At 40.3% G+C, this 23,436-nt stretch carries 29 protein-coding genes; 13 read left to right on the top strand and 16 right to left on the bottom strand.

Translation table 11 applies throughout. The annotated features are described in order from the left end of the window. Window positions 1-2: 2 nt before the first annotated feature. From mgtE to AAEU29_RS13660, 12 genes are all read right to left on the bottom strand, one after another. Window positions 3-1,364 (bottom strand): magnesium transporter, encoded by a 1,362-nt coding sequence (mgtE, locus tag AAEU29_RS13715; protein WP_274760962.1) that lies wholly within the window; start codon window positions 1,362-1,364, stop codon window positions 3-5. A 122-nt stretch (window positions 1,365-1,486) separates the two neighbouring features. Then, the gene (locus tag AAEU29_RS13710; RefSeq protein WP_274760963.1) at window positions 1,487-1,759 is read right to left on the bottom strand and encodes an HPr family phosphocarrier protein; all 273 of its coding nucleotides are present in this window, start codon (window positions 1,757-1,759) and stop codon (window positions 1,487-1,489) included. Between the two features lie 9 nt (window positions 1,760-1,768). After that, on the bottom strand, window positions 1,769-2,620 hold the full coding sequence (gene rapZ, locus AAEU29_RS13705) for an RNase adapter RapZ (RefSeq protein WP_274760964.1): 852 nt from the start codon (window positions 2,618-2,620) through the stop codon (window positions 1,769-1,771). A gap of 15 nt (window positions 2,621-2,635) precedes the next feature. After that, complete coding sequence (gene ptsN, locus AAEU29_RS13700) at window positions 2,636-3,094, bottom strand: PTS IIA-like nitrogen regulatory protein PtsN (RefSeq protein ID WP_274760965.1); 459 nt, start codon at window positions 3,092-3,094, stop codon at window positions 2,636-2,638. A 1-nt stretch (window position 3,095) separates the two neighbouring features. After that, window positions 3,096-3,383, bottom strand: a complete 288-nt coding sequence (gene hpf / locus AAEU29_RS13695; protein ID WP_274760966.1) for a ribosome hibernation promoting factor — start codon at window positions 3,381-3,383, stop codon at window positions 3,096-3,098. 22 nt (window positions 3,384-3,405) lie between these two features. After that, on the bottom strand, window positions 3,406-4,902 hold the full coding sequence (locus AAEU29_RS13690; protein WP_421973872.1) for an RNA polymerase factor sigma-54: 1,497 nt from the start codon (window positions 4,900-4,902) through the stop codon (window positions 3,406-3,408). 79 nt (window positions 4,903-4,981) lie between these two features. After that, window positions 4,982-5,707: an LPS export ABC transporter ATP-binding protein gene (lptB, locus tag AAEU29_RS13685; RefSeq protein ID WP_274760968.1), complete on the bottom strand. Its 726-nt coding sequence runs from the start codon at window positions 5,705-5,707 to the stop codon at window positions 4,982-4,984. Continuing rightward, window positions 5,704-6,159, bottom strand: coding sequence for a lipopolysaccharide transport periplasmic protein LptA (lptA, locus tag AAEU29_RS13680; RefSeq protein ID WP_274760969.1), 456 nt, complete (start codon window positions 6,157-6,159; stop codon window positions 5,704-5,706). Before lptA ends, lptB begins: the two co-directional genes overlap by 4 nt. Window positions 6,160-6,223: 64 nt before the next feature. Further along, on the bottom strand, window positions 6,224-6,775 hold the full coding sequence (gene lptC, locus AAEU29_RS13675; protein WP_274760970.1) for an LPS export ABC transporter periplasmic protein LptC: 552 nt from the start codon (window positions 6,773-6,775) through the stop codon (window positions 6,224-6,226). After that, window positions 6,775-7,347: a 3-deoxy-manno-octulosonate-8-phosphatase KdsC gene (gene kdsC / locus AAEU29_RS13670; RefSeq protein ID WP_274760971.1), complete on the bottom strand. Its 573-nt coding sequence runs from the start codon at window positions 7,345-7,347 to the stop codon at window positions 6,775-6,777. Before kdsC ends, lptC begins: the two co-directional genes overlap by 1 nt. Beyond that, on the bottom strand, window positions 7,344-8,306 hold the full coding sequence (locus AAEU29_RS13665) for a KpsF/GutQ family sugar-phosphate isomerase (protein ID WP_274760972.1): 963 nt from the start codon (window positions 8,304-8,306) through the stop codon (window positions 7,344-7,346). The genes kdsC and AAEU29_RS13665 overlap by 4 nt, the downstream gene beginning before the upstream one ends. A gap of 9 nt (window positions 8,307-8,315) precedes the next feature. Further along, the gene (locus tag AAEU29_RS13660) at window positions 8,316-9,299 is read right to left on the bottom strand and encodes a calcium/sodium antiporter (protein ID WP_421973871.1); all 984 of its coding nucleotides are present in this window, start codon (window positions 9,297-9,299) and stop codon (window positions 8,316-8,318) included. 162 nt (window positions 9,300-9,461) lie between these two features. Between AAEU29_RS13660 and mlaF the strand changes: the two genes are divergently transcribed. The 7 genes from mlaF to murA are packed head-to-tail and all read left to right on the top strand — an operon-like array spanning window position 9,462 to window position 14,067. After that, window positions 9,462-10,271 (top strand): phospholipid ABC transporter ATP-binding protein MlaF, encoded by an 810-nt coding sequence (gene mlaF / locus AAEU29_RS13655; protein WP_038638055.1) that lies wholly within the window; start codon window positions 9,462-9,464, stop codon window positions 10,269-10,271. Next, a complete protein-coding gene (gene mlaE, locus AAEU29_RS13650; protein WP_038638052.1) occupies window positions 10,264-11,043 on the top strand; it encodes a lipid asymmetry maintenance ABC transporter permease subunit MlaE in 780 nt (259 codons plus the stop codon). Before mlaF ends, mlaE begins: the two co-directional genes overlap by 8 nt. A gap of 10 nt (window positions 11,044-11,053) precedes the next feature. Beyond that, window positions 11,054-11,569: an outer membrane lipid asymmetry maintenance protein MlaD gene (gene mlaD, locus AAEU29_RS13645; RefSeq protein ID WP_274760976.1), complete on the top strand. Its 516-nt coding sequence runs from the start codon at window positions 11,054-11,056 to the stop codon at window positions 11,567-11,569. Between the two features lie 20 nt (window positions 11,570-11,589). After that, a complete protein-coding gene (locus AAEU29_RS13640; protein ID WP_274760977.1) occupies window positions 11,590-12,249 on the top strand; it encodes an MlaC/ttg2D family ABC transporter substrate-binding protein in 660 nt (219 codons plus the stop codon). Window positions 12,250-12,252: 3 nt separating this feature from the next. Continuing rightward, window positions 12,253-12,537: an STAS domain-containing protein gene (locus tag AAEU29_RS13635; RefSeq protein ID WP_421973870.1), complete on the top strand. Its 285-nt coding sequence runs from the start codon at window positions 12,253-12,255 to the stop codon at window positions 12,535-12,537. Between the two features lie 5 nt (window positions 12,538-12,542). Beyond that, on the top strand, window positions 12,543-12,797 hold the full coding sequence (locus AAEU29_RS13630; protein WP_274760979.1) for a BolA family protein: 255 nt from the start codon (window positions 12,543-12,545) through the stop codon (window positions 12,795-12,797). A gap of 10 nt (window positions 12,798-12,807) precedes the next feature. Beyond that, a complete protein-coding gene (gene murA, locus AAEU29_RS13625; protein ID WP_421973869.1) occupies window positions 12,808-14,067 on the top strand; it encodes a UDP-N-acetylglucosamine 1-carboxyvinyltransferase in 1,260 nt (419 codons plus the stop codon). 255 nt (window positions 14,068-14,322) lie between these two features. Here the strand turns inward: murA and AAEU29_RS13620 are convergent, their stop codons facing one another. From AAEU29_RS13620 to AAEU29_RS13610, 3 genes are all read right to left on the bottom strand, one after another. Continuing rightward, complete coding sequence (locus AAEU29_RS13620) at window positions 14,323-15,399, bottom strand: trypsin-like peptidase domain-containing protein (protein ID WP_421973868.1); 1,077 nt, start codon at window positions 15,397-15,399, stop codon at window positions 14,323-14,325. Window positions 15,400-15,557: 158 nt separating this feature from the next. Beyond that, a complete protein-coding gene (locus AAEU29_RS13615; protein ID WP_421973867.1) occupies window positions 15,558-16,925 on the bottom strand; it encodes a DegQ family serine endoprotease in 1,368 nt (455 codons plus the stop codon). A gap of 119 nt (window positions 16,926-17,044) precedes the next feature. Continuing rightward, window positions 17,045-17,503 carry a ZapG family protein gene (locus tag AAEU29_RS13610; protein ID WP_421973866.1) on the bottom strand — a complete coding sequence of 153 codons (459 nt, stop codon included), beginning with the start codon at window positions 17,501-17,503 and terminating at the stop codon, window positions 17,045-17,047. 106 nt (window positions 17,504-17,609) lie between these two features. Here AAEU29_RS13610 and zapE point away from each other — a divergent pair, with 106 nt between their 5' ends. Further along, window positions 17,610-18,704: a cell division protein ZapE gene (gene zapE, locus AAEU29_RS13605; protein WP_421973865.1), complete on the top strand. Its 1,095-nt coding sequence runs from the start codon at window positions 17,610-17,612 to the stop codon at window positions 18,702-18,704. A gap of 45 nt (window positions 18,705-18,749) precedes the next feature. Here the strand turns inward: zapE and AAEU29_RS13600 are convergent, their stop codons facing one another. Next, window positions 18,750-19,307: a hypothetical protein gene (locus tag AAEU29_RS13600; RefSeq protein ID WP_421973864.1), complete on the bottom strand. Its 558-nt coding sequence runs from the start codon at window positions 19,305-19,307 to the stop codon at window positions 18,750-18,752. A gap of 516 nt (window positions 19,308-19,823) precedes the next feature. Here AAEU29_RS13600 and AAEU29_RS13595 point away from each other — a divergent pair. The 5 genes from AAEU29_RS13595 to rpsI all read left to right on the top strand — a co-directional run bounded on the left by AAEU29_RS13595 (window position 19,824) and on the right by rpsI (window position 23,403). Next, window positions 19,824-20,780 carry a hypothetical protein gene (locus AAEU29_RS13595; protein ID WP_421973863.1) on the top strand — a complete coding sequence of 319 codons (957 nt, stop codon included), beginning with the start codon at window positions 19,824-19,826 and terminating at the stop codon, window positions 20,778-20,780. Window positions 20,781-21,161: 381 nt separating this feature from the next. After that, complete coding sequence (locus AAEU29_RS13590) at window positions 21,162-21,704, top strand: sel1 repeat family protein (RefSeq protein ID WP_421973862.1); 543 nt, start codon at window positions 21,162-21,164, stop codon at window positions 21,702-21,704. A gap of 207 nt (window positions 21,705-21,911) precedes the next feature. Next, window positions 21,912-22,253 carry a hypothetical protein gene (locus AAEU29_RS13585; RefSeq protein ID WP_421973861.1) on the top strand — a complete coding sequence of 114 codons (342 nt, stop codon included), beginning with the start codon at window positions 21,912-21,914 and terminating at the stop codon, window positions 22,251-22,253. A 320-nt stretch (window positions 22,254-22,573) separates the two neighbouring features. Next, the gene (gene rplM, locus AAEU29_RS13580; RefSeq protein WP_274763356.1) at window positions 22,574-23,002 is read left to right on the top strand and encodes a 50S ribosomal protein L13; all 429 of its coding nucleotides are present in this window, start codon (window positions 22,574-22,576) and stop codon (window positions 23,000-23,002) included. An 11-nt stretch (window positions 23,003-23,013) separates the two neighbouring features. Beyond that, complete coding sequence (rpsI, locus tag AAEU29_RS13575) at window positions 23,014-23,403, top strand: 30S ribosomal protein S9 (RefSeq protein WP_372768547.1); 390 nt, start codon at window positions 23,014-23,016, stop codon at window positions 23,401-23,403. Window positions 23,404-23,436 lie beyond the last annotated feature (33 nt).

Here is a 23,436-nt window from a genome sequence, read left to right as displayed (position 1 = left end):
TATCACGGTAAAAGGAAGTAGGTTGCTGTGCCAAGGAAGGCAAAAATACCAACAACATCCGTCACAGTCGTTAAGATAACCCCTCCAGCAAGGGCAGGATCAATGTCCAGCTTTTTAAGGAGCAGCGGGATAGTTACGCCAGCGCAGCCAGCAGCGAATAAGTTCATAAACATCGCAAAGGCGATCACTAAACCAAGCGTGAAGTTCCATTGCCAAAGTGCCACGACGGATGCAATCAGCAAGGCCCAAATCACACCATTAAGCATGCCTATGGCAATCTCTTTACCTATTAGCCAGCGTTGGTTGGCATCATTAATGTGGCCAACAGCAATACCACGAATAACGAGCGTCAGGGTTTGACTGCCTGCAATACCGCCCATTGAAGGTACGATACCATTAAGAACCGCTAAAATAGGCAAAATACCAAGCGTAGATTCAAACAACCCGGCGACAAATGCAGCCAAAATGGCAGTAATTAAATTAACACCAAGCCAAACCGAGCGTCGCTTTGTACTTTTAACAACAGGTGCAAAGGTATCTTCTTCATCATCAAGACCGGCCATGCTCATCATGCTGTGCTCGGCTTCTTCACGAATAACATCAACAATGTCATCGATAGTGATACGACCAAGCAATTGGCTGTCTGCATCGACAACCGGTGCAGAAATCCAATTATGACGTTCGAATAGCTGTGCAACTTCAGACTCACCCATACTCACTGGGATGGCCTCAGATTCGTTATCCATCACTTCGCGCACTGTAAGACTAGGATTTTTAGTCAGAAGCGTGGCTAGTTGTATATCACCTAAAAACTTATTTTCTTTATCAACAACGTAAAGTTCATCGGTACCTTCAGGCAGCTCCCCCTTTAAACGCAAATAACGCAAAACAACATCTAGTGTTACATCAGGGCGAATGGTTATGGTATCGGTGCTCATTAGTGCACCGGCAGTTTCCTCTTCATACGAGAGAACTACTGTTGCACGTTCTTGGTCGGTTTTATCCATTGAGCCCAATACTTCTTGGTAGACAGTATCAGGTAAGCTACGCAGTACTTCTGCAAAATCATCGTCGTCCATTTCCTCTGTTGCAGCAGCAACAAGAGCAGGATCCATTTGCGCGATGATGCCGTTACGTACATCTTCTGAAAGTTCTTCTAAGGTTTCGCCCTGTAAATCAGGATCTACAAGCTGCCAAAGAACGGTACGACTTTTATGCGGCGATGACTCCAAAAGCAAGGCAATATCACAGGGTGGCATATGTGCTAACATGCGGCGAACGTGCACAAACATGCCGCTACTTAGGGCTTTTGTGACCTCATGTAGTTGTGTTTGTGAATAATCCTGTTCTAGTGCTTCTGGCATGTTCACCCTATTATTTGTTGATGGTTGGAGTGAATGGTTGCAACTCTTTGATTTATAGAGTTAACTTGATTTTAACTTATTGTAGCATTATTGCAGATAAAAGTTTTAGTTAAGTTAGCAGTTTATTCGTCTTCGTTAAACTTAGCTTGAATTAAATCACCAATGGCGAGTAACGCTTGATCTTGGTCTGGACCATCACAGCGAACTAACACTTCTTTCCCTTGGGAACTTTCTAATAACATCAATCCTAAAACACTATCGGCATCCGCCGTTTTCTCACCTTGAGTTAGGCTTATCTTGGCATCAAATGCCATGGCAAGTTTAGCCAACTGGGTTGCAGCGCGAGCATGTAAGCCAAGCTTATTTTCTATCAAAAAGTGTTTTTCGATGGCCATGCTCTTCCCTTACGATGACTTGGTTTGTTCTCTATGATGCGCTTTTACATTTTTATGATGCTTGGCGAAGCTTTCTGCAAGGGTTTGAGCCAAATACACTGAGCGATGTTGTCCACCAGTACAACCAATTGCAACCGTTAAATAACTGCGATTGTTACGTTCTAAATGGGGCAACCAAGTTTCAATAAATGTTTGTATTTGCCAAGCAAACTTATGTACAACGGGTTGATTAGCAAGAAAATCGATTACTGGCTGATCAAGCCCTGTTAGCGGTTTTAAGTGTGGCTCCCAATGCGGGTTCGGTAAGAATCGTGCATCAAAAACATAGTCAGCATGTTTAGGTATGCCGTGTTTATAACCAAAAGATTCAAAGGTAATAATCAGCTGATTTGATTTTTTACCAAGTACCTTTTCACGAATGCTATCAGCTAATTGATGAACACTTAAATCAGTTGTATCAATAAAAATATCGGCCTTAGATGCAATCGGGTCAAGCAGCTTCTTCTCGGCTTCAATTGCTTCTTCAAGAGAGATATTGTTTAGCGAAAGCGGGTGTAAGCGACGTGTTTCAGAGAAACGTCTAATCAGAGTGTTATCATCACTGTCGAGATAAAAGAGTGTTGGCGTAGCAAAGCCAGGCAGGTAGTCTAATACCTCTTCAATTTCCTCTGGCTCTTTTGTCATATTACGAGCATCAACACTGACGGCAATTTTGTCGTATTTGTCGGAGACTGAGCGAATTAACGATGGCAGTAAATTAACCGGAATATTATCAACAACATAGTAGCCAAGATCTTCAAGCACCCTAAGTGCGACAGTTTTTCCTGACCCTGAGCGACCACTGATTAAAATAAGCTGCACTTAAGTCTCCTAACTTTAGTTACTCGCTTCACTACTAATGATTTGATATAGCTGATGATTATTCTCAGCATGACGTAGCTGACGGCAAAATTGCTTGTCTTTTAGTTTATCAGCGATAGTGGCTAAAGTCTGCAAATGTTGTTGGCACTTTTGCTCTGGTATGAGCAGTACAACGAAAATATCGACGTCTTTGTCATCAATTGCATCAAATGGGATAGGAGATTGATTTACAATTAAAAAACCGATGGTATCTTGTAAGCCATCAATGCGGCCATGGGGAATGGCGAGGCCTTTACCAATACCTGTACTACCAAGCTTTTCACGCTGTAATAAGGCATCTAAAAATTCTTGAGAAGTGATGTCAGGTGCTTGTTGATGCGCAAGATCACTTATAAATTCAAATAGTCGTTTTTTGCTATTAAAAAGGACCGCGGTTTTAGCGCAGTCCTCAGCAATAATATCTGTAAGTTTCATTTTAGTGGCGAGATAACTTCTCTTTGTGTTTAATTACTTGACGGTCAAGTTTATCAACTAGGCCATCAATTGCTGCATACATATCTTCATGTGCGGTTGATGCGAAGAGTTCGCCACCATTAACATGCATTGTTGCTTCTGCTTTTTGTGATAATTTTTCAATATCTAGAATAACGTGCACGTTATTAATGTGATCAAAATGCCTCTCTAGTTTTGCAAATTTGTTAGTGACATAGTCTCTTAAAGAATCAGTAATTTCTACGTGACGACCTGTTAAGTTTAATTGCATAAGCATTTTCCTTCTAAATGGTCTAAATCAGGCTCTTGCGCTGATTAGACGGTGGTATGGATAGCGACTCACGATATTTTGCAATTGTGCGTCGCGCCACTTTAATTCCTTGTTCTGCTAGTAGATCGGTTATCTTGCTATCGCTTAATGGCTTGGCAGGATTTTCCGCTGCTACTAACTTTTTGATCAGTGCTCGAATCGCGGTAGATGAGCACTCACCCCCATTTTCCGTGCTAACGTGGCTAGAGAAAAAGTATTTTAATTCGTAAATGCCACGTGGTGTATGCATGTATTTTTGCGTTGTAACACGCGAGATAGTCGATTCATGCATTTCAACCATTTCGGCGACATCATTTAAAACCATCGGTTTCATTGCTTCATCGCCATATTCAAAGAATGCCTGTTGTTGTTCAACAATGCAATTGGCTACTTTTAATAAAGTGTCATTGCGGCTTTCTAAGCTTTTAATAAACCATTTAGCCTCTTGCAAATGGTTGCGTATAAACTGGCTATCACTGCCTGACTTCATAGAGCGGGTAAGTGATGCATACTGCTCGTTTACACGAATTTTCGGCATACTGTCGTTGTTTAACTCAACACGCCAACGGCCTTTAATCTTTTTCACTGAAACATCAGGAACAACATACTCAGGCTCTTCATGAATGATGCTTTCAGCTGGCTTTGGATTAAGGCTATGTATTAATGTTAAGACTTCTTTTAACTCAGGTTCTTTGAGTTTGGCCTTCTTCATTATGGTACGATAGTCTCTTAACCCCAAAAGTTCCATATGGTTTGAGATTACGCTTTTTGTTTCGCTTAGCCAAGGGGTATTTTTGTCATACTGGTTGAGCTGGATCAATAAACATTCTTGTAGTGAACGTGCAGCAATACCAACAGGATCAAAGAGTTGAATGCGTTTTAGTACAGCTTCAACTTCATCAAGTTCAATTTGTTCCTGATCTTCTGATTTTTGCACCGCTTCTAAAATTTCTTCGGCACTTTGCGTTAAATAACCAGAATCATCAACCGCTTCAACAATGGTTGTTGCAATCATTTCGTCGGTGTCGCTAAACGGCGTTAAACGTAATTGCCACATTAAGTAATCTTGCAAAGATTCGCTGGTAGAGCCTTGGTAAACCGTGTCATTTTCAGGGGCGGGTGCATTGCTAACCGATACTGGTGCTGCACTAATATAATCATCCCACGACACGTCCATAGCTAAATCATCAGAGAGATTTTCATTATTTAAGGCGTCGCTAGATTCAATTTCTGATTGGCTTACAGGCGTGTCATATTCATCGTGAGAAGATGAATCATCTTTGCTGGTTTCAGTGCTTTCATTGTTTTGATTGTCATCACTGAAATCAATGTCTTCTTCAAGTAAAGGATTGGCATCAAGGGCTTCTTGAATTTCTTGCTGCAAATCTAACGTACTCAACTGCAATAGGCGAATTGCCTGCTGCAATTGGGGTGTCATTGTTAGTTGCTGCCCAAGGCGAAGCTGTAGCGATTGCTTCATGTAATTATTCTAATCCTTCTTTATTTCTCAAGCTGTTGGTTAACAATTCAACTCCAGTAAAAAAGTACACTCATTATTACTATAGTCTGAATTGTTCACCTAGGTATACATCGCGAACTTTTTGGTTGTTTAAAACCTCTTCTGCAGTACCTGATGCTATCAATTCACCGTGAGAAACAATATAGGCTTTCTCACATACATCAAGGGTTTCGCGCACATTATGGTCAGTGATTAAAACACCAATTCCGCGATTTTTTAAATGCTCAATTATTTTCTTTATATCTATCACTGAAATAGGATCAACACCAGCAAAAGGTTCATCTAACAGGATAAATTTCGGATTTGCGGCTAATGCGCGAGCGATTTCTACTCGGCGACGCTCACCACCAGAAAGAGCCATACCTTGCGAATCTCGAATATGACCAATATTAAATTCTTCGAGCAAATCATCGAGCGCTTCTTCGCGCTGAACACGATTAAGATCTTTTCGAGTTTCGAGGATCGCCATGATGTTTTGGTATACCGTAAGCTTTCTAAAAATCGAAGATTCTTGTGGTAAATAACCAATTCCTAAACGGGCACGACTATGCATTGGTTGTAATGTAATGTCATTATCATCAATACGAATAGTGCCTCTGTCACTCGGCACTAAACCGACAATCATGTAAAACGTGGTTGTTTTACCTGCGCCATTTGGGCCAAGCAAACCTACGATACTGCCGGCTTTAACTTCTAAACCAACATTTTTAACAACTTGACGTGATTTGTAACTTTTTGCCAGCTTTTCGGCAATTAATGTGCTCATTTTTCGCCTTGTTTATTTTGCGTATTAATGATGGTTTTTACTTGGTTATTTGAGTTTTCTGACTTTTTAGATGTCACTGTTTCATTTGCGCGATCGTAAATGATGGTATCTGCTGACATCATGTCGCCATTTTGTTGGAACTTGGCACCACCAGACATGGTAAACAATGATTTAGCCACATCGTATGTAATGTTTTCTGCACTTGCAACTATCGTAGAGCCATCTTCTTGCTTGGCAGAGAATTTAACGGGCTTTCCACTTGCGATCAGTAATTGTTGATTATCACCAAGCTCGGTGCGCTTATGTGCTTCTAAATAATCGGCAGTGATAGACATATTGCCATGCTTAATTTGAACATTGTTGCGGAAAATACCCACATTTTCTTTAAGACGAGCAGACTGCTCATCAGCATCAATTTCCAATGGAAACTTCAGTTTAATTTGTTCAGCCATTACTTGGACACTGGAGATGCACAAAGTGAAAGCCAGTCCGGCGATTGACATTAATTTAGTCATTTTATTGGTCATAATAAGTGGTCTTTGTATGGTTGATTAACTGTATAACTTGTTCTTCTAAATTAGCATTGAGGCCTTGGCCTTTGATTTCAAGTCCAGGACCTGTCATTTTCACTTCTGATTCGGAAGTCATCACCTTTGTTGAAATCAGGTATTCAATGCTGGCGGCTTCTATAGTGTCGAGCATAACATCAGTTGTCAGACTTTTAGCAACAACGTTTTGTTCCAGAATAAGTTTTTCATTGTTATAAAGTGTGGCTTCATCGGCGGTCAGTTGCCACACCCCTTGTTCTGAAAAAATGGTAAATTGCGGTTTTTCAAAATGGGTAAAACCTAAGTCTTGGTACATCGACATCTTTTTCGCCATAACTTTATGGCTAACTGCACCTGCGTCATTAAAATTTGTTTGTTTTAAATCAGTAGCAATATAGTCAGGAATACTGGCTATTTGCTCGATCACAGGGGCTTGCTCTTTTGTCTCAAAAAAGTAAGGAAGCCATAGCCACACCATGGCAATGGTAAAGAGTATTGTAAGGGCGATGCGCGCAGACATTAGCTACTGGTACCAGAGTGACTAAGAGGTTTATTTTGACTCAACATAATTAAGTCTGTGAGTTCGCGTACGGCACCAAAACCACCAAGCATAGTGGTTGTATAGTGGGCTGTGCGTTTAACTAGTGGGTGTGCATCATTGGTTGCCACGGCAAAGCCAACAAGCTCCATAACGGGCAGGTCAGGGCTGTCATCACCAATGTAGGCGATTTCGTTGTTACTGAGTGATAGCGATTCTTTTAATTGATTAAAGGCAACAATTTTATCTTCTTGACCTTGATAAATATGCTGAACCGTTAGGCTCTTCATGCGGTTTTCTACAATCTTTGAATTGCGCCCAGTAATTACCGCCACTTGCACGCCACTATTTATAAGAGATTTAATACCAAAACCGTCTTTCGTGTGGAACGCTTTAAGTTCTTCGCCATCATTGCCAAGGTAGATACGGCCATCTGAAAATACGCCATCAATATCGCAAATTAGCAGTTTGATGTTGCGTGCTTTGCTAAATACTTCATTTGTTGTTTCAGCATACAATTCGTTAAAGAGCTGTTGTGAGGGCGTTAAACTCATAAAACACCTGCTTTTAGTAAATCTTGCATATTGAGCGCACCAATTGGCCTTTGCTGATGATCTACCACAATTAAGCCATTAATTTTCTTTTGTTCCATTATATTAAGTGCCTCAGCAGCTAACATAGTTTCGCATGCGGTAGTGCATTGCTTAGTCATGACATCTGAAATAGCTGTCGCGTGTATATCAATGCGTTGCTCTAAGATACGACGCAAGTCACCGTCAGTAAAAATCCCTTGAAGCACCTTATCTTGATTGATAACAGCAGTCATACCAAGACCTTTAGCTGTCATTTCAAGCAATGCATTTTTTATGGTGGTACCTTCGGTCACAATCGGTAAAGCATCGTCTTGGTGCATAATGTCTTTTAACATTAATAGTAAACGCTTACCTAAACTGCCACCAGGATGAGATAACGCAAAGTCATCAGCGGTAAAGCCTTTTTCTTCTAAAAGTGCCACAGCAATAGCATCACCCATAGCGAGCGTAGCCGTGGTGCTGGCTGTAGGTGCCAGTCCGAGAGGGCATGCTTCTTCTGATATTGCGATGCAAATATGTACATTGGATTGTTGGGCAAGGGTTGAGTTTTGCTTGCCACTCATACCAACAATTTTAGCGCCAATACGTTTAATAACGGGGATCAGGTTTATGACTTCTGCTGTTTCACCCGAATTTGAAATCATTAACAGTACATCGTCTTTGGTGATCATGCCTAAATCACCATGGCTTGCTTCGCCTGGGTGCACAAAAAATGCGGGTGTGCCAGTACTTGCTAACGTGGCAGCTATTTTATTACCAATATGACCTGATTTGCCCATGCCAATCACAATAACGCGACCTTTGCAGTCATACATTAATTGGCAGGCATTGCTAAAATCGTCATTGATATACTGAGCGAGTTGTTCAATCGCGTTCTTTTCAATTTCTAGTACACGTTTTCCGCGAGCAATAAAGTTCATGTGTTGGCCTTAAGCGCTTACTGATGAAAAAAGAAGGTATTGATAAGCAACAAATGCGACTAGTAGTAAGCCACCTTCTATTCGGTTTATTCGACGTGAGCCACGAATACTTAAACTCATGGCGATTAATGCCACGGTTGCGCCAAGCATAATTAAAATATCACGCGATGATACTGCAGGGTCAACACTTGAAGGGTTAATGATACCGGCAAGAGAGAGCACTGCGAGCAGGTTAAAAATATTAGATCCAATAATATTACCCAGTGCTAAGTCATCTTCATTTTTCAACACGCCAGCAACACATGCTGCCAATTCAGGCAAGCTCGTGCCAATCGCTATTATGGTTAAGCCGATAACTAAATCGCTTATACCGAATAATTTAGCAATATCGGTAGCTGAATCAATAATAAAATGAGAACTGACAGGCAGTACGGCCATGCCAATAACAAGCCACATTAATGCGATAGGAGTACTGACATTGTCAGGCACTTCATCACAAGCTTCGTCAACAAACGGATCATGTTCGGCATTGGCTGCTTTACTTTGTTTTACTGAAATAACAGTAACGGCAGCAATAAAGATTACAAACCCAGCCATCAGGGCAATACCTTCACCAAAGCCTAAGTAGTTATCTGATAAAATATACCAAGCTGCTAGTGATACGAACATCACAACCGGCATTTCGCGTTTTAAGGTAGTTGAAGAGACATTCAGTGGGCGCAGTAATGCTGTAATACCCAAAACTAAAAGAATGTTAGTTATGTTCGAACCAATAGCATTACCAACCGCTGTGTCCGTTTGCTGCGCTAATGCGGCTTGAGCCGATACCATCATTTCAGGGGCTGAAGAGCCCATAGCAACAATCGTTAAACCAATGATTAATGTTGGAATTCCGTAATTCTTCGCCAGTGCTGCAGCACCAAAAACAAAGCGGTCCGCACTCCACACTAAGCCGACAAATCCTGCAATTAAAATAGCAATTGATAACAACATTCTTGAATAAAAACCAAAATTTAGATAACACCAAATAATATCAAATCTTGATTTAAAACACAGCTTTTGTAACCGTTATTACAAATATTTACTTTTTCATAGGTTTCACAACAATTTCAAAAGGCTTAGAATACACTGCGCAATTAATTCTAGGAGAGCGACTTGTCGCAAAATTTAGTTGAAATAAAGGATGTTACCTTTTCTCGTGGCGATAGAATTATCTATCAAAACATGAGCTTTAGCGTCCCGACAGGAAAAATAACCGCCATAATGGGCCCAAGCGGTATTGGTAAAACAACCATGCTACGCTTAATTGGTGGACAACTAAAACCGGATTCTGGCGACATTCTTTTTGCTAACGAAAGCATTCCAAATATGTCACGCAGCGAGTTATATCAAGCGCGTGAGCGCATGAGTATGCTATTTCAAAGCGGTGCTTTGTTCACCGATATGAGCGTATTTGACAATATCGCTTTTCCGTTACGTGAACACACTAAACTATCCGAAGAGATTATTCGTATTATCGTGCTGATGAAGCTCGAAGCGGTTGGCCTGCGTGGCGCACGTGACCTGATGCCTTCTGAGCTTTCGGGTGGTATGGCTAGGCGTGCAGCATTGGCCCGTGCAATCGCACTCGACCCTGAACTAATCATGTATGACGAGCCTTTCGCAGGACAAGACCCGATTTCAATGGGCGTGTTGGTTAAGCTAATAAAATCGCTAAACCAAACCCTTAATATTACGTCGCTTGTTGTGACGCACGATGTGGCAGAGGTTATGAGTATTGCCGATCACGTTGTGATATTGGCAGATAAGGGCGTAATTGGCGAAGGAACACCAGAGCAGGTATCTCAATCTGAATCGCCGTTAGTACAACAATTTTTACAGGGGCTATCTGATGGTCCTGTACCATTCCACTTTGATGCTGCGCCATACAATCAAGATTTATTAATGGGAAGCGAACGTGGTTAATACTATTCAAACAATCGGCCGCAATACGTTAGATACATTAGCAGGCATCGGTCGCGCGCTACTTATGTTGCTAGGTGCCATTTTTAGTGTGCCAAATTTCAAAAAAGGTACGCCCCTATTAATAAAACAGCTCTACATGGTGGGCTTTTTATCATTAATTATTATTTTGGTATCAGGTCTTTTTATCGGCATGGTACTGGCCTTACAAGGCTATACGGTATTAGTGGATTATGGTGCAGAAGACAGTTTAGGGCCGCTAGTAGCGCTTAGCTTATTACGTGAGTTAGGTCCGGTGGTTACCGCACTGCTATTTGCGGGCCGAGCAGGCAGTGCATTAACTGCTGAAATAGGCTTAATGAAAGCGACAGAACAGTTAACAAGCTTAGAAATGATGGCCGTTGACCCCCTTAAGCGTGTTATTGCGCCACGTTTTTGGGCTGGAATGATTAGTATGCCATTGCTTGCAATGATCTTCTCTGCGGTCGCGATTTTAGGTGCTCACATTGTCGGGGTAGATTGGCTTGGTGTTGATTCAGGCAGTTTTTGGTCAATTATGCAGGCACAGGTGTCGTTCGAAAAAGATATTTTAAATGGGGCAATTAAAGCGGTGGTATTCGCATTTGTTGTCACATGGATTGCACTCTATAAAGGCTACGATTGTGTACCAACCTCAGAAGGTATCAGTAAAGCTACAACAGAAACTGTAGTGCAGTCATCATTGGCAGTATTGGGATTAGATTTTGTGCTAACAGCAATTATGTTTGGCGCGTAAAGGGTAAAAAATGAATTCAAAGAAAATAGAAATTTTAGTGGGATTTTTTGTATCACTAGGTATTGCTGCAATTGTGATGCTTGCACTTAAAGTAGCCAATGCAGGCATGAGTGGAAACGGTGATACGTATAGCCTTTATGCAAAATTCGACAACATAGGCTCACTTAAAGTACGTTCGCCGATTAAAGTAGGCGGTGTTGTGGTTGGTCGTGTTGAAGCAATAAATTTAGATCCAACGGACTATGTGCCTGTAGTACACATGAAAATTGCGACAGAATATAGCAATTTTACCGAGACAACGTCGGTCAATATATTAACGTCAGGTATTTTGGGTGAGCAATATTTGGGAATTAACCCCGGTGTTCTTGCTCATAAAGATATGAACGGTGAGGATGAACTAAGCGAAATGTTTGGCCTCGAAGAAGTGAAAGTTTTAAAAGATGGTGACTTTATTACTGATACAAAATCAGCTCTGGTACTTGAAGAGTTAATTGGTCAGTTCTTATTTAACCAAAGCAACGATTAATTGGGATTGTGATAATTAAGATGATGAAATTTTTAATTGCGACTTTACTAGTACTTACGTCATGTGTGTCTTTTGCGAAAGAAGTGGACGAAAGTAATCCGTATTTAATGGTGAGAACAGTTGCAGAAAATACCTTTGCACGAATCACTCAAGATAAAGCGATTATTGAACAAGATAAAAACCATTTAAAAGTGGTTGTTGAAGAAGAGCTACTGCCTTATATCGACTATCGCTATGCGGCGCAGCGTGTACTTGGTAGTTATATTTCTAAAGTACGAAATATCAAAGATAAAGAAGAGCAAAAAGCAGAAATCGAAAACCTTAAGCGTTTTATCGATGTATTTCGCGAGTATTTGATTACATCATACGCAGGTATTTTTACGCAATACCGTGGTCAAGAAGTTGAATTTGCCCCAGCTCTAGATTTTTCAGACGATAAATTAGTATTGGTTAAAACCAAAATCGTTGAATCAGGTAAGCCTGATATCAACATCGACTTCAAAGTACGCAAAACTAAATCAGGTGAGTGGAAAGGCTTTGATATGCTGCCAGAAGGCATTAGCTTACTTGATGCTAAACAGTCAGAATTTCATGGTATTCTTCGTACTGAAGGTTTAGGCTACGTAATTGATATGCTAGATAAAAAGAGCAAGTTGCCAGTGCAATTTGCTGGTGAATAAACAATGTCAAAGTTATCGCTAACAACAGTAGATGACGCAAATTACATATTGAGTGGCGAGTTAAATCGCTACTCAGTTGCCAATCTGCAATTACCAAAAAATAGCTCTAAAACCACCCTGACACTTGACCTCAGTGAAATAACCAAAGTCGATACCGCAGGACTCGCTTGGTTAATCTATAGTTTGTCGCAATTGCAACGGAACAATATAAGCCTTAAACTTGTCCACTTACCTGAGCAGCTCAAAAAGCTAATGCAATTGGGTCACGTAGAGAATTTATTTGAGTAGAGTTAATGGATCCTAAACAAGTCGAAGACATTTTATCGCAAGCGTTATCGCTAGATTTTATTAAAGTAAAAGCCGAAGGCAGTCACTATGAACTGATTGTTGTTGGCGAGTGTTTTGCTGACGTTTCACGCGTTAAGCAACAACAAATGGTTTATGCACCATTAATGGAAAAAATTTCTGACGGCACAATGCATGCCGTATCAATCAAAGCTTACACGCCAGCACAGTGGGAACGTGATCGCAAATTGATGATGCTATAAGGTGGCATAAATGGATCAATTTGTTATTCAAGGTGGCAGCACAATTGCCGGAGAAGTGACCATTTCTGGCGCGAAAAACGCCGCACTGCCAATTTTATTTGCAGCGATTCTCGCGAACAGCAAAAGTCGTTTTACCAATGTGCCACGTTTACGTGATATCAATACCACGGAAGCATTACTTGCAACACTTGGTGCGCAGGTTGAATGGCAACAAGATGACTTAATTGTTGACGGTAGCACAATCGATAAAGTACTAGCACCTTACGATTTAGTAAAACAAATGCGTGCCTCTGTTCTAGCTTTAGGGCCATTGTTAGCACGTTTTGGTGAAGCACAAGTATCTTTACCAGGCGGTTGCGCAATCGGCGCACGTCCTGTTGACCTTCACATTTCAGGCCTTGAAAAAATGGGCGCTGATATTACTGTGGAAGGCGGTTATATCAATGCCAAAGTAAATGGTCGCTTAAAAGGCGCACATATCTTTATGGATGTAGTGAGCGTTGGTGCAACTGAAAACTTACTTATGGCAGCCACATTAGCTGACGGTGTAACTGTATTAGAAAACGCTGCACGTGAACCAGAGATCGCTGATTTAGCTAAATACCTTACTGCCATGGGCGCAAAAATTTCTGGTGCAGGTTCTGATCGCATAGAAATTACAGGTGTGGAATCACTTATCGGTTGCGAACATCGCATTTTGCCAGATCGCATTGAAACAGGTACTTACCTTGTTGCTGCAGCAATGGCAAAAGGTGAAGTCTTATGTCTTGGTACAGATCACTTTAGTCTAGAACCTGTTATTGAAAAATTACGTGATGCTAATGCACATATCGAATTAAGCGATAACAGCATTTATCTCGATATGCGTGGTCGTATGCCAAATGCGGTTAATATTAAAACATCACCGCACCCAGGTTTCCCTACGGATATGCAAGCGCAATTTACCGCACTTAATGTAGTGGCTGAGGGCAGTGCAACCATCACCGAAACGATTTTTGAAAACCGTTTTATGCATGTGCCTGAACTAAAGCGTATGGGCGCAAATATTCGCTTAGAAGGTAATACTGCAATTTGTGGGCATACAGAGCAGCTTAGTGGCGCTCAAGTAATGGCAACAGACCTACGTGCTTCTGCAAGCTTAATTCTGACAGGCGCTATTGCACAAGGCGAAACAGTTGTAGATCGAATTTATCACGTTGATAGAGGTTATCAGCGCATTGAAGATAAACTAGGTGGTTTAGGCGTAAAAATAGCTCGCCGTAAAGCTTAGTGTAACTCAACATTAAAAAAGGCCGCATTTGCGGCCTTTTTATTAAATAACCTAAGCTCGGGATAATAAATTACTTTCTAGCAGCTATTTTTACTTATTACTGCGTTAAATTTGCTTGCAATAGACTCGCTATTGACGCACAAATTTGCCTTGTTACTGTGAAAAACTATCAAGCTACAAGGTATGAAACAACATAGCTTATATATTTCAAATACCTAGTTAACTTCTTAACCCGAGTTCAGGTTAGCTAATTTTTTAGAACTGAAGTTCACCTACTTCAACCTGAAGTTCAATTGCTTTACCTGCTCGAATAATTGAAAAGTTGAGTACATTACCTGGTGGTGTATTGGTAATAAGCTCTAATGTGGTATTGGTATTAACTACCTTTTGTCCATCAATTTTTGTCACTATATCATTAATTTCAAAACCAGCGCGCCATGCAGGCCCTAAAGGATCTAAGCGAGCAACACGCATGCCGTATACCGGTGTGTGATTGTTTCTAACTAAGCGACCCGAACTATCAACAGGATCAGCATCAAAACCGATATAACCGCGAATAACTCGACCGTATTTGATGATTTTATCCATTACCTCTTTTGCAAGAGAATATGGCACCGCAAAGAAAATGCCTTGCACCTCTAAATTACGGGCATGCTTAAATTTAGCTGAGGTAATACCAACCAAGGTACCATTGGTATTAATTACCGCACCACCAGAGTTACCTGTATTAACTGCCGCATCCATTTGTAAAAAGCGCGTATGACGGGTTTGAGCAATGTTGGTCTTGTCGGTGGCGCTAATAATACCTTGGGTAATTGTTTGACCTAAATTCAGTGGGTTACCAATGGCTAAGATCACATCTCCTACCTGCGGAATAAAGTCGTTATTAGTTGGGATCTCGGGTAAGTGCTCAGCAGTAATCTTCAATAATGCTAAGTCGGTTGGTACATCAAAACCAATCAGCTGAACATCTGTAAATTGGCGGCCATCGTTCAGTACTACCAAAATTTGGTCTGCATTATTGATAACGTGGTAGTTGGTAAGAATATACCCTTTTTTAGACATAATAATGCCAGAACCTAGTTCGCGTACAGGGCTCGCTGGGCGCAGGCTACGAGGGCGGTTACTAATGGATTCTGAGTAAATGTTCACTACTGCTGGTGATGCAGCTTTAACAGCGTTAGCAAAGCTTAAATGACTGGCATTTAAAGGTGCTTTAGTGGGAGAAAACTGCTCACGCAGTAACTCTGGTGAAAACACCATAAGATATATAAAAGCAAAACCAAGTCCTAACAGAATAGGAGTGAGCAAAAACTGTAGCTTTTTTAACACGCTGAGCCGTTTAATTATTATTTTCAAAGGACGTTTATTGTGGCAAGAATATGACTGTTCGGCAAGCTAGCTGATTTTTACTTACTAATATAAAAAACGCCCACAGCATTGTAGGCGTTTGGTTTTAGCAAGTTGTATGATTTTGCGTAATTTTAAAACTACTGAATTTGTACGTTAAAGATACGTGTACCACGTTGAACACGAAGGAAAATATAACCACCTTCACTGTCTTCAACTGCTTTCGTTAATTCGCGCACTGAATCTACACGTGTACGGTTAACCATTAGGATGACATCACCTTCTTCTAATCCCACGCGAGCAGCTGGTGCACGATTAGAATCAATCGATTTAACTACAACACCCTCTTTACCATCTTCTGTTTTTCCGGCTTCAAGAGTTGCACCTGTTAGGTTGCGATGTAATTTATCAGCGGCAGTTGCGGTATCAGAAGTACCACCAAGTTTTACTTTAACAGTTTTACTCTTACCGTCACGAATAATACCTAATTTAACGGTTTTTCCTTCGCCAGCAGTGGCAATTTTGCTGCGCAATTCCATAAAGCTGTGAATTTTCTTACCGTCAATGCTAACAATAACATCGTTAACTTTAAGGCCAGCTTTTTCTGCGGCACTATCTTCGATAATCTCGTTAACAAGTGCACCTTGTTTGGTTTCTAAATCAAATGCTTTAGCAACACCAGCGTTAACATTGCCGCCTAAAATACCTAGGCTACCGCGGCGAACTTCACCAAACTCTAAAATTTGGTCTACAAGGCTTTTCATCATGTTAGATGGAATAGCAAAACCAATGCCTACATTGCCGCCCGAAGCGCCTAAAATAGCCGTGTTAATACCAATTAGTTCGCCTTTAAGGTTTACAAGTGCGCCACCTGAGTTACCTTGGTTAATTGCAGCGTCGGTTTGAATAAAGTCCTCATAGCCTTCAATATTTAGGCCTGAACGACCAAGCGCACTAACAATACCAGAGGTTACAGTATGGCTAAGCCCAAACGGGTTACCAATCGCTACTGAAAAGTCACCTACACGTAATTCATCAGAATCAGCTAGTTTAACTTCAGTTAAGTCATCGCCTTTAACTTCTAATAACGCGATGTCTGATTGCGGATCGCTGCCCACTAACTTGGCCTCGAATTCACGGCCGTCTTGTAAAGTGACGATAATTTTTTCCGCATCTTGAATAACGTGGTTATTGGTAACGATGTGGCCGTCGCCAGCATTAATGATTACACCAGAACCTAAGCCACTAAATGGGCGCTTTTCAGCACGAGGTTGGCGTTGAGGGTTACCAAAAAAGAAATCAAACGGGTCAACGCGTTGTCGAACTTCTTTCGAACCAGAGACACGAATGCTCACAACACCAGGGGTGACTTTTTCGAGCATGGGGGCAAGAGTTGGAAGTTGTTGTCCGTTAACCGAAACAGGCAATTTTGCGTGGCTTGTAGCCGGAGAAATTAATAGTGTGGCTGAAAGAATCGCTGCGCTTAATACTGTTAATTTTGTTTTCATAGTCAAAATAACGCTCCTTAAATCAAAAGGGTAGCTAATTTGCTCCTTTTCAGGGAGGAGCAAACCAGCCAGTTACTTATAATGACTATGGGGTCAAAAAAAAGTTCATCAAGATGCGATTAAGCACTTTCTGTTTGCTTATTTTCTGAACTATTACCTCTAAAAATACCCGTTTCACCGGTTACAAAGTCGGCTGGCGCGGCTTGTAATTCGGCATTACGCGCTAAAATTTCGGTGCGCGTTACATCATTACTGCGGGTTTCAGGTAAAATTTCGGTAGCTTCTTGAGAGAAGAAAGGCACAACTTCAGCATCGTTTTTAGCGACTAATAACTTGTTAGTTTCTTCCATATGCTTAACTAGTTGGGTGTAACTATCTTGCATTTTCCCTACTAGTTTATTGGTGTGCGCAACGTGGTCGGCCACGTCTTGTCTAAACTGTTCGAGATCGTTTTGTGCTTTTTCAACTTCTTTTTCTAACTCGTCATGTTCATATTGACGCTTTGTGATTAGGCTTCCAATAAAAAAACTAGCAACGGCAGTGGCGACTAATAAGGTGATCCAAATGGCTGTACTCATACTATTAAGCCTTATAATTTTTGAAAATAGATACTTTAAATATACGCTTTGATTGCGCTCGTGTTAATATTTTACATCAAAATTTAAGTAACTCTTTGTATTTATCATGACCCCTTGGCAAAAATATCAACAAGACTTAATTCGCGACGATTTTCATCATGATGCAGCGCAAGAAAATGCGGTGCGTCACCTACAGCGTTTGTATGATGATTTAACGGCACAACCTCCAGTTAAAACAGGTTTTTTTGCAAAGCTTTTCTCAAAGCCTGAAAAACGTGAAATTAAAGGCTTATATTTTTGGGGTGGCGTAGGGCGTGGCAAAACGTATCTTGTTGATACTTTTTTTGAAGCTTTGCCGTTTGAGCGCAAAATGCGAGTGCACTTTCACCGCTTTATGCACCGTGTTCATGATGAGCTGAAACTACTTAAAGACGTTCAAGATCCACTTGAAAAGGTTGCTGATAAATTTAAAAGCGAAGCGGATATCATCTGTTTTGATGAATTTTTTGTGCAAGATATTACTGATGCCATGTTACTTGGCGGTTTAATGCAAGAGCTGTTTAAGCGCGGCATTGTGTTGGTTGCAACATCAAATATTGTACCTGACGAGCTCTACCGAAACGGTTTACAGCGCGCGCGTTTTTTACCTGCTATTGATCTTGTTAAAGCAAATACAGAGGTTGTAAACGTCGATTCGGGTATTGATTATCGACTGCGTACTCTTGAGCAAGCAGAGATTTACCACAGCCCATTGGATGAACAAGCGGATAAAAACCTATTTGAATACTTTGACAAATTATCCCCTGAGGTTGGCTGTTTAGATAAAATAATTGAAGTAGAAGGCCGCAAGCTTAAAACTCGTAAAGAAGCCGATAGCATCGTAATGTTTGATTTTACAGAGTTATGTGAAACTGCACGAAGCCAAGTTGATTACATGGAGCTAAGTCGTGTTTATCATACTGTATTGCTTTCGAACGTGAAGCATATGGGGGCAGAGCACGCGAATGATGATGCGGCGCGCCGCTTTATTGCCCTCGTCGATGAGTTTTATGAGCGCAATGTTACGTTAATTATTTCTGCGGTTGCGCCACTAGAACAGTTGTACACTGGCGGTATTTTAGACTTTGAATTTAAGCGTTGTATTAGCCGCTTACAAGAAATGCAAAGCTTAGAGTATTTAGGGCGCGAGCATTTAGCTTAATCTGCAAAAAGAAACGAGATCTGACGATCTCGTTTCCTATACTATTTATTCTTGATTCAATTTAATGTTTTTAATCTTTAGCCACGCTTTACCGCCTTTTTCATCGGTAAGGTCTGGCACTAAATAAAGTGCAGAAACATTGGCTTTTATAATGCCTTTATCTTTTGACCAGCTAGGCGTCCACTCTGGGCGGTTGAAATTATCAAAGGTTAAGGTGTGCGTTTGCCACTTATTCGCGCTTGGTAAAAGAGCTTGATAGTGGGCATAGCTTTTATCACCTTTTCCACCATAATCTTTCTGAGATAACTTAACCACTAACGGTTTATCGCTTTGATAAGTGAGCTCAATACTATTAATGCCGTTTAATGATTTTTTAGGCAGATCGTAAATTAACTCAACCCACGAATTATTCTGAGCATCAACGCGAGGTACACGGTTGAACGCTATACCCACATACTCTTCTTTAACTAAGGGCTTTTCATAGCTTGCAGTACTGCCATGTGGGTCTACTGCGTAACGCCATTGTTTCGCATCGAGTGTTTGTGCCGCGTAAAGCGCAGAGCTTGAAAATAGTATTGCTGTAAGCAGTGATTTTAAATACATGATCTTTTTCTTATGGTGACTATTGTATGTTAGTAGCAATACAGGGGAGGTTGCTGGATGAGAGGTTGATTGTAGGGTAGTTTTTTTTGTTGTGGAAGTGGGCGTTTAGTCTTACTTTGTTGTGTTGTTCTGAACTTGTTTCATAGCAATGGGCTAAAGAATCACGTCTGGGCAATTGAGTTTACTGAAACCATGTCTGTCGCGCTGGCGACGGCAGCCAAAGGGAGGCTAACGCCGGCCTCCCCTTGGAACCCCTCGGCGCCCCGAAATCAAACAAATCTTCAAATAAGTTTTAAATGTGAACATAAACGCCATCAAGCAACATCCCTGTCGCTACATGGCTTGCTCGACCGCTTCGCTCCCTGACTCGCATTATTCATTTAAAGCTCACTATGTAACTAATTGACAATATTGAAAATAAAAATGAATATATTGCAAAGGATTTAAATTATACGGACATGTAAAATGAAGTGGTTGATAGTTTTATACTCGATATTTCTATCCGGATGTTCTTCAATGATTGCGAATAAAATAACTCAGTCAGAAGATATCCAAGGAAACATAAACCTTTCAGCGAAAGAGATTGAAGTATGTGGAAACACAAACAATTGTACAAAGGTTTATCAAGCTGATGGGTATTCTCACACTATGGTTTTCAACCTTGATTTAGGTAGCAGTAAGCAAACTTGGTTATATCAATCAAAGTTTGCTGAAAAAGTTGAGGAAAAGCCTCTAAAAGGTGAGATTGTTTATGTATTTGCTGGTTACAGTCAGCCTTTTAAATTGCTGACACAGTTTCAGGACTGGTTAACGCAAGTAACAGGAGCGCAAGTCTTTATTGTGCCAAGTGCAAATAATGAGAGTAGATTTCGTTTTGGCATGAGTTATGTTGAACCTCTAGTTCAGCACATTAAGAAAGAAAACAAAAAAGTTCATTTAATCGGCTTTTCTATGGGAGCTATCCCTGCACAACAAATTGCAATGCAAATTGAAAACTCGTCACTACACCTCATAGCGCCTATGACTAATTTTGAAACTAGTCTCAATGCTTTTCGTGAATACTATTTGTCTAGTGTTGATAGATACTTTGTAGGGCAAGAAGAAGTGAAAGAAGCTGCAAATATTGTTATCGAACGAGCTGAACTCAAAGGAGGTGAGTTAGATATAATAGGCAATTTGAAAGAGTCACATAACAAGGCTTTTGTTTACATCTCACCTGAAGATATTGTTGTTGCTGATAATAGATGGAATAAGTTCGATAATTCGAATGTGCAGATTCATCGATACCAGAATATGATGCATGAGGTGATTGTTATGTTGATGAATCAGCAATTAAAGTTTGATTTAATAAGTAACCTTACAAGCGAAGAATACATATCTAAAAATAATAAGTTCTTAGGTACTATTTGCGAGGATAAGGATAGAAGCTGTATCAACAATTACACACAATTAGAAAGCGAACTTTCTGAATAATATTGTTGTTATGTTCTTCCTTAAATCAAACCTGAAATAGGGATTTAAATGAATAATGCGAGATAGGGAGCGAAGCGGTCGAGTAAGCCATGCTGAAGGTGGATGAACAGCGTCTTGAAGCGAATGGAGTTTGGCTTGGGGGAAGGACTTCGAGCAGGAAAACGTGCCGGGTGATTTAGCGCGTCGCTTCATGGAGTTTATGTTGATACTTTAATTCATTTTGAAGAAACAGTTTGATTTCATGGGGCTAAAAACGGCACAGAATAATGATTACCTTTAATGTGGCTAATCAGATTGACTCACTAATTGATTAATAATTTGATTATTTTAAATAAGTAGTTAAGATTTTGCGGTTAAAAATTAGAAAGGGATTGAAATTCAATGAATCGTTATTTACTCGCTAGTATCTGCTTATTAATTTTATCTGGATGTAAGTCTAATAACTCAGCAAGTATTCAAACGGAATCACAGTTATCACTTGAGTTGATGGAAATAAACGGCATTCAAAGTTACCAGAAGGGTGATTATGAAAATGCTTTGAGATTACTAAAAAAGCCTGCGACTTGGGGATATAAAGGTTCACAATACACTCTAGCTTTTATGTTTCTCAAGGGGCAACATGTACCTCAATCAACACTTATTGGAATGGGGTGGTTAGGTGTAGCAACTGAAGTTGAGACTGAAGAATGGTCAGAGCAATATCGACAGTTTTACGCAGCGGCTCCCGTTCAAATGAAAAGTGAAATTGATTCTATTGTTAGCGAATATATTCGACGATACGGTATGAAAGCGCAAAATATTACTTGTAACAAAGGTCCCACGATTCATACAAGAGCAGTAAGACATGTTTGTACTAAGTCTGATGCAATAAGCACAGTGTATGACATAGATTTAAAAGAAGAAGATGTAATAATTAAACAATAATTCTGAGGCTATTTTAAACTTGAATTCCTTTTATTTAACTTCAGCTTTTTATGTCAACATAAATCCTATGTATCGAGATTTCTGTCGTCATATGTTCATGCTCAAACTTTTTGAACGTTTTTTGCTGGTAATTCATTTAAGGTCAATGCCTTGTTGTTGAGCTCTTTTTCTTAGTGTTAATTATAATTGCAAATAAAAAGTAATTAGATGAGAACTTTACTGATACTTTTTTTGTCGTTGTTGGCTTCTTGTAAGTCTAGCTCTGATATAGATTTACTTGAGTTTACAATGTCTAAAGAGATTCTAAATAAAGCAAAAAATGAATTTAGAATGTCTGATAATGAGCTTCTGTTTTTATTGATGGTTGATAAAAGTGGCGGGGTAGTGAAAGTAAAGCTAGTTGCCAATAAACTTCAAGATAAACAGGCTGCTAACATGTTTAAACACCAAATGTACAAAGCAACTTACCCTGTTGCTAAGCCAAATGAACCTAGTTATAGAGAATATTTCTTCCCTTTAAATGTTAAAACAACGGTGAATGGGAATTGAGAATAAAAATAATATAACCGCCTTGGATGAGGTTAATTAAAATACAAGGAGTTAAATGCTGAAATTTTGCTCAATGTTTCAAAATCCTACTACCCCCCTTGCTCGCAGCCAAAAACCTTTATTTTCCTCAAATTATTAGTAGAAAAACTATCCAGGCCTTGCTATACTCCGCGTCCGCCACTTACCGTTCTACCTCGGTTAGTTTAGCCACAGCTGAGGGTTTTAAGTCTTGAGCTCGAAGGGGTTGAAGCAAGTGTAATAGAGCAGCAGAAGAATTTCTGCTTGTGGTTTTTAAATTGTAAACATTGGATTTTTAATAAATGAAAACGTTTGTTGCTAAGCCAGAATCTGTAAAACGTGACTGGTACGTAGTTGACGCTGAAGGCAAAACTTTAGGTCGTATCGCTACTGAAATCGCTCGCCGTCTACGCGGTAAGCATAAAGCTGAGTACACTCCTCACGTTGATACTGGTGATTACATCATCGTAGTAAACGCTGAGAAAGTTGTTGTTACTGGTAACAAAACTCAGGACAAAATGTACTATGCTCACACTGGTTTCCCAGGTGGCCTTAAGTCTATTAACTTCGAAAAACTTCAAGCTAAAAAGCCTGAAATGATTATCGAAAAAGCAGTTAAAGGTATGTTACCAAAAGGCCCTCTAGGTCGTGAAATGTACCGTAAACTAAAAGTATATGCTGGTGCAGAGCACGCTCACGTAGCTCAGCAGCCTCAAGTACTGGACATTTAAGGAGCTAACACATGGCAAATCAATACTACGGTACAGGTCGTCGTAAAAGTTCAAGTGCTCGCGTATTCTTACGCCCAGGTACTGGCAACATCGTAATCAATCAACGTTCTATCGAAGAATACTTCGGTCGTGAAACTTCTCGCATGGTTGTTCGTCAGCCATTAGAACTAGTTGAAATGACTGAAAAGTTTGACCTTTACATCACTGTTGCTGGTGGTGGTTCTACTGGTCAAGCGGGTGCTATCCGTCACGGTATTACTCGTGCGCTTATGGAGTTTGACGAGACACTTCGTTCACCACTTCGTAAAGCTGGCTTTGTTACTCGCGACGCTCGTAAAGTTGAGCGTAAGAAAGTGGGTCTTAAGAAAGCACGTAAGAACACTCAATTCTCAAAACGTTAATTTTTTACGTTTACAAGAATTACAAAACCCGGG

The sequence above is a fragment of the Pseudoalteromonas aquimarina genome (assembly GCF_049257255.1).
Taxonomy (GTDB): Bacteria; Pseudomonadota; Gammaproteobacteria; order Enterobacterales; family Alteromonadaceae; genus Pseudoalteromonas.
This window is presented reverse-complemented; position numbering and strand designations above follow the sequence as displayed.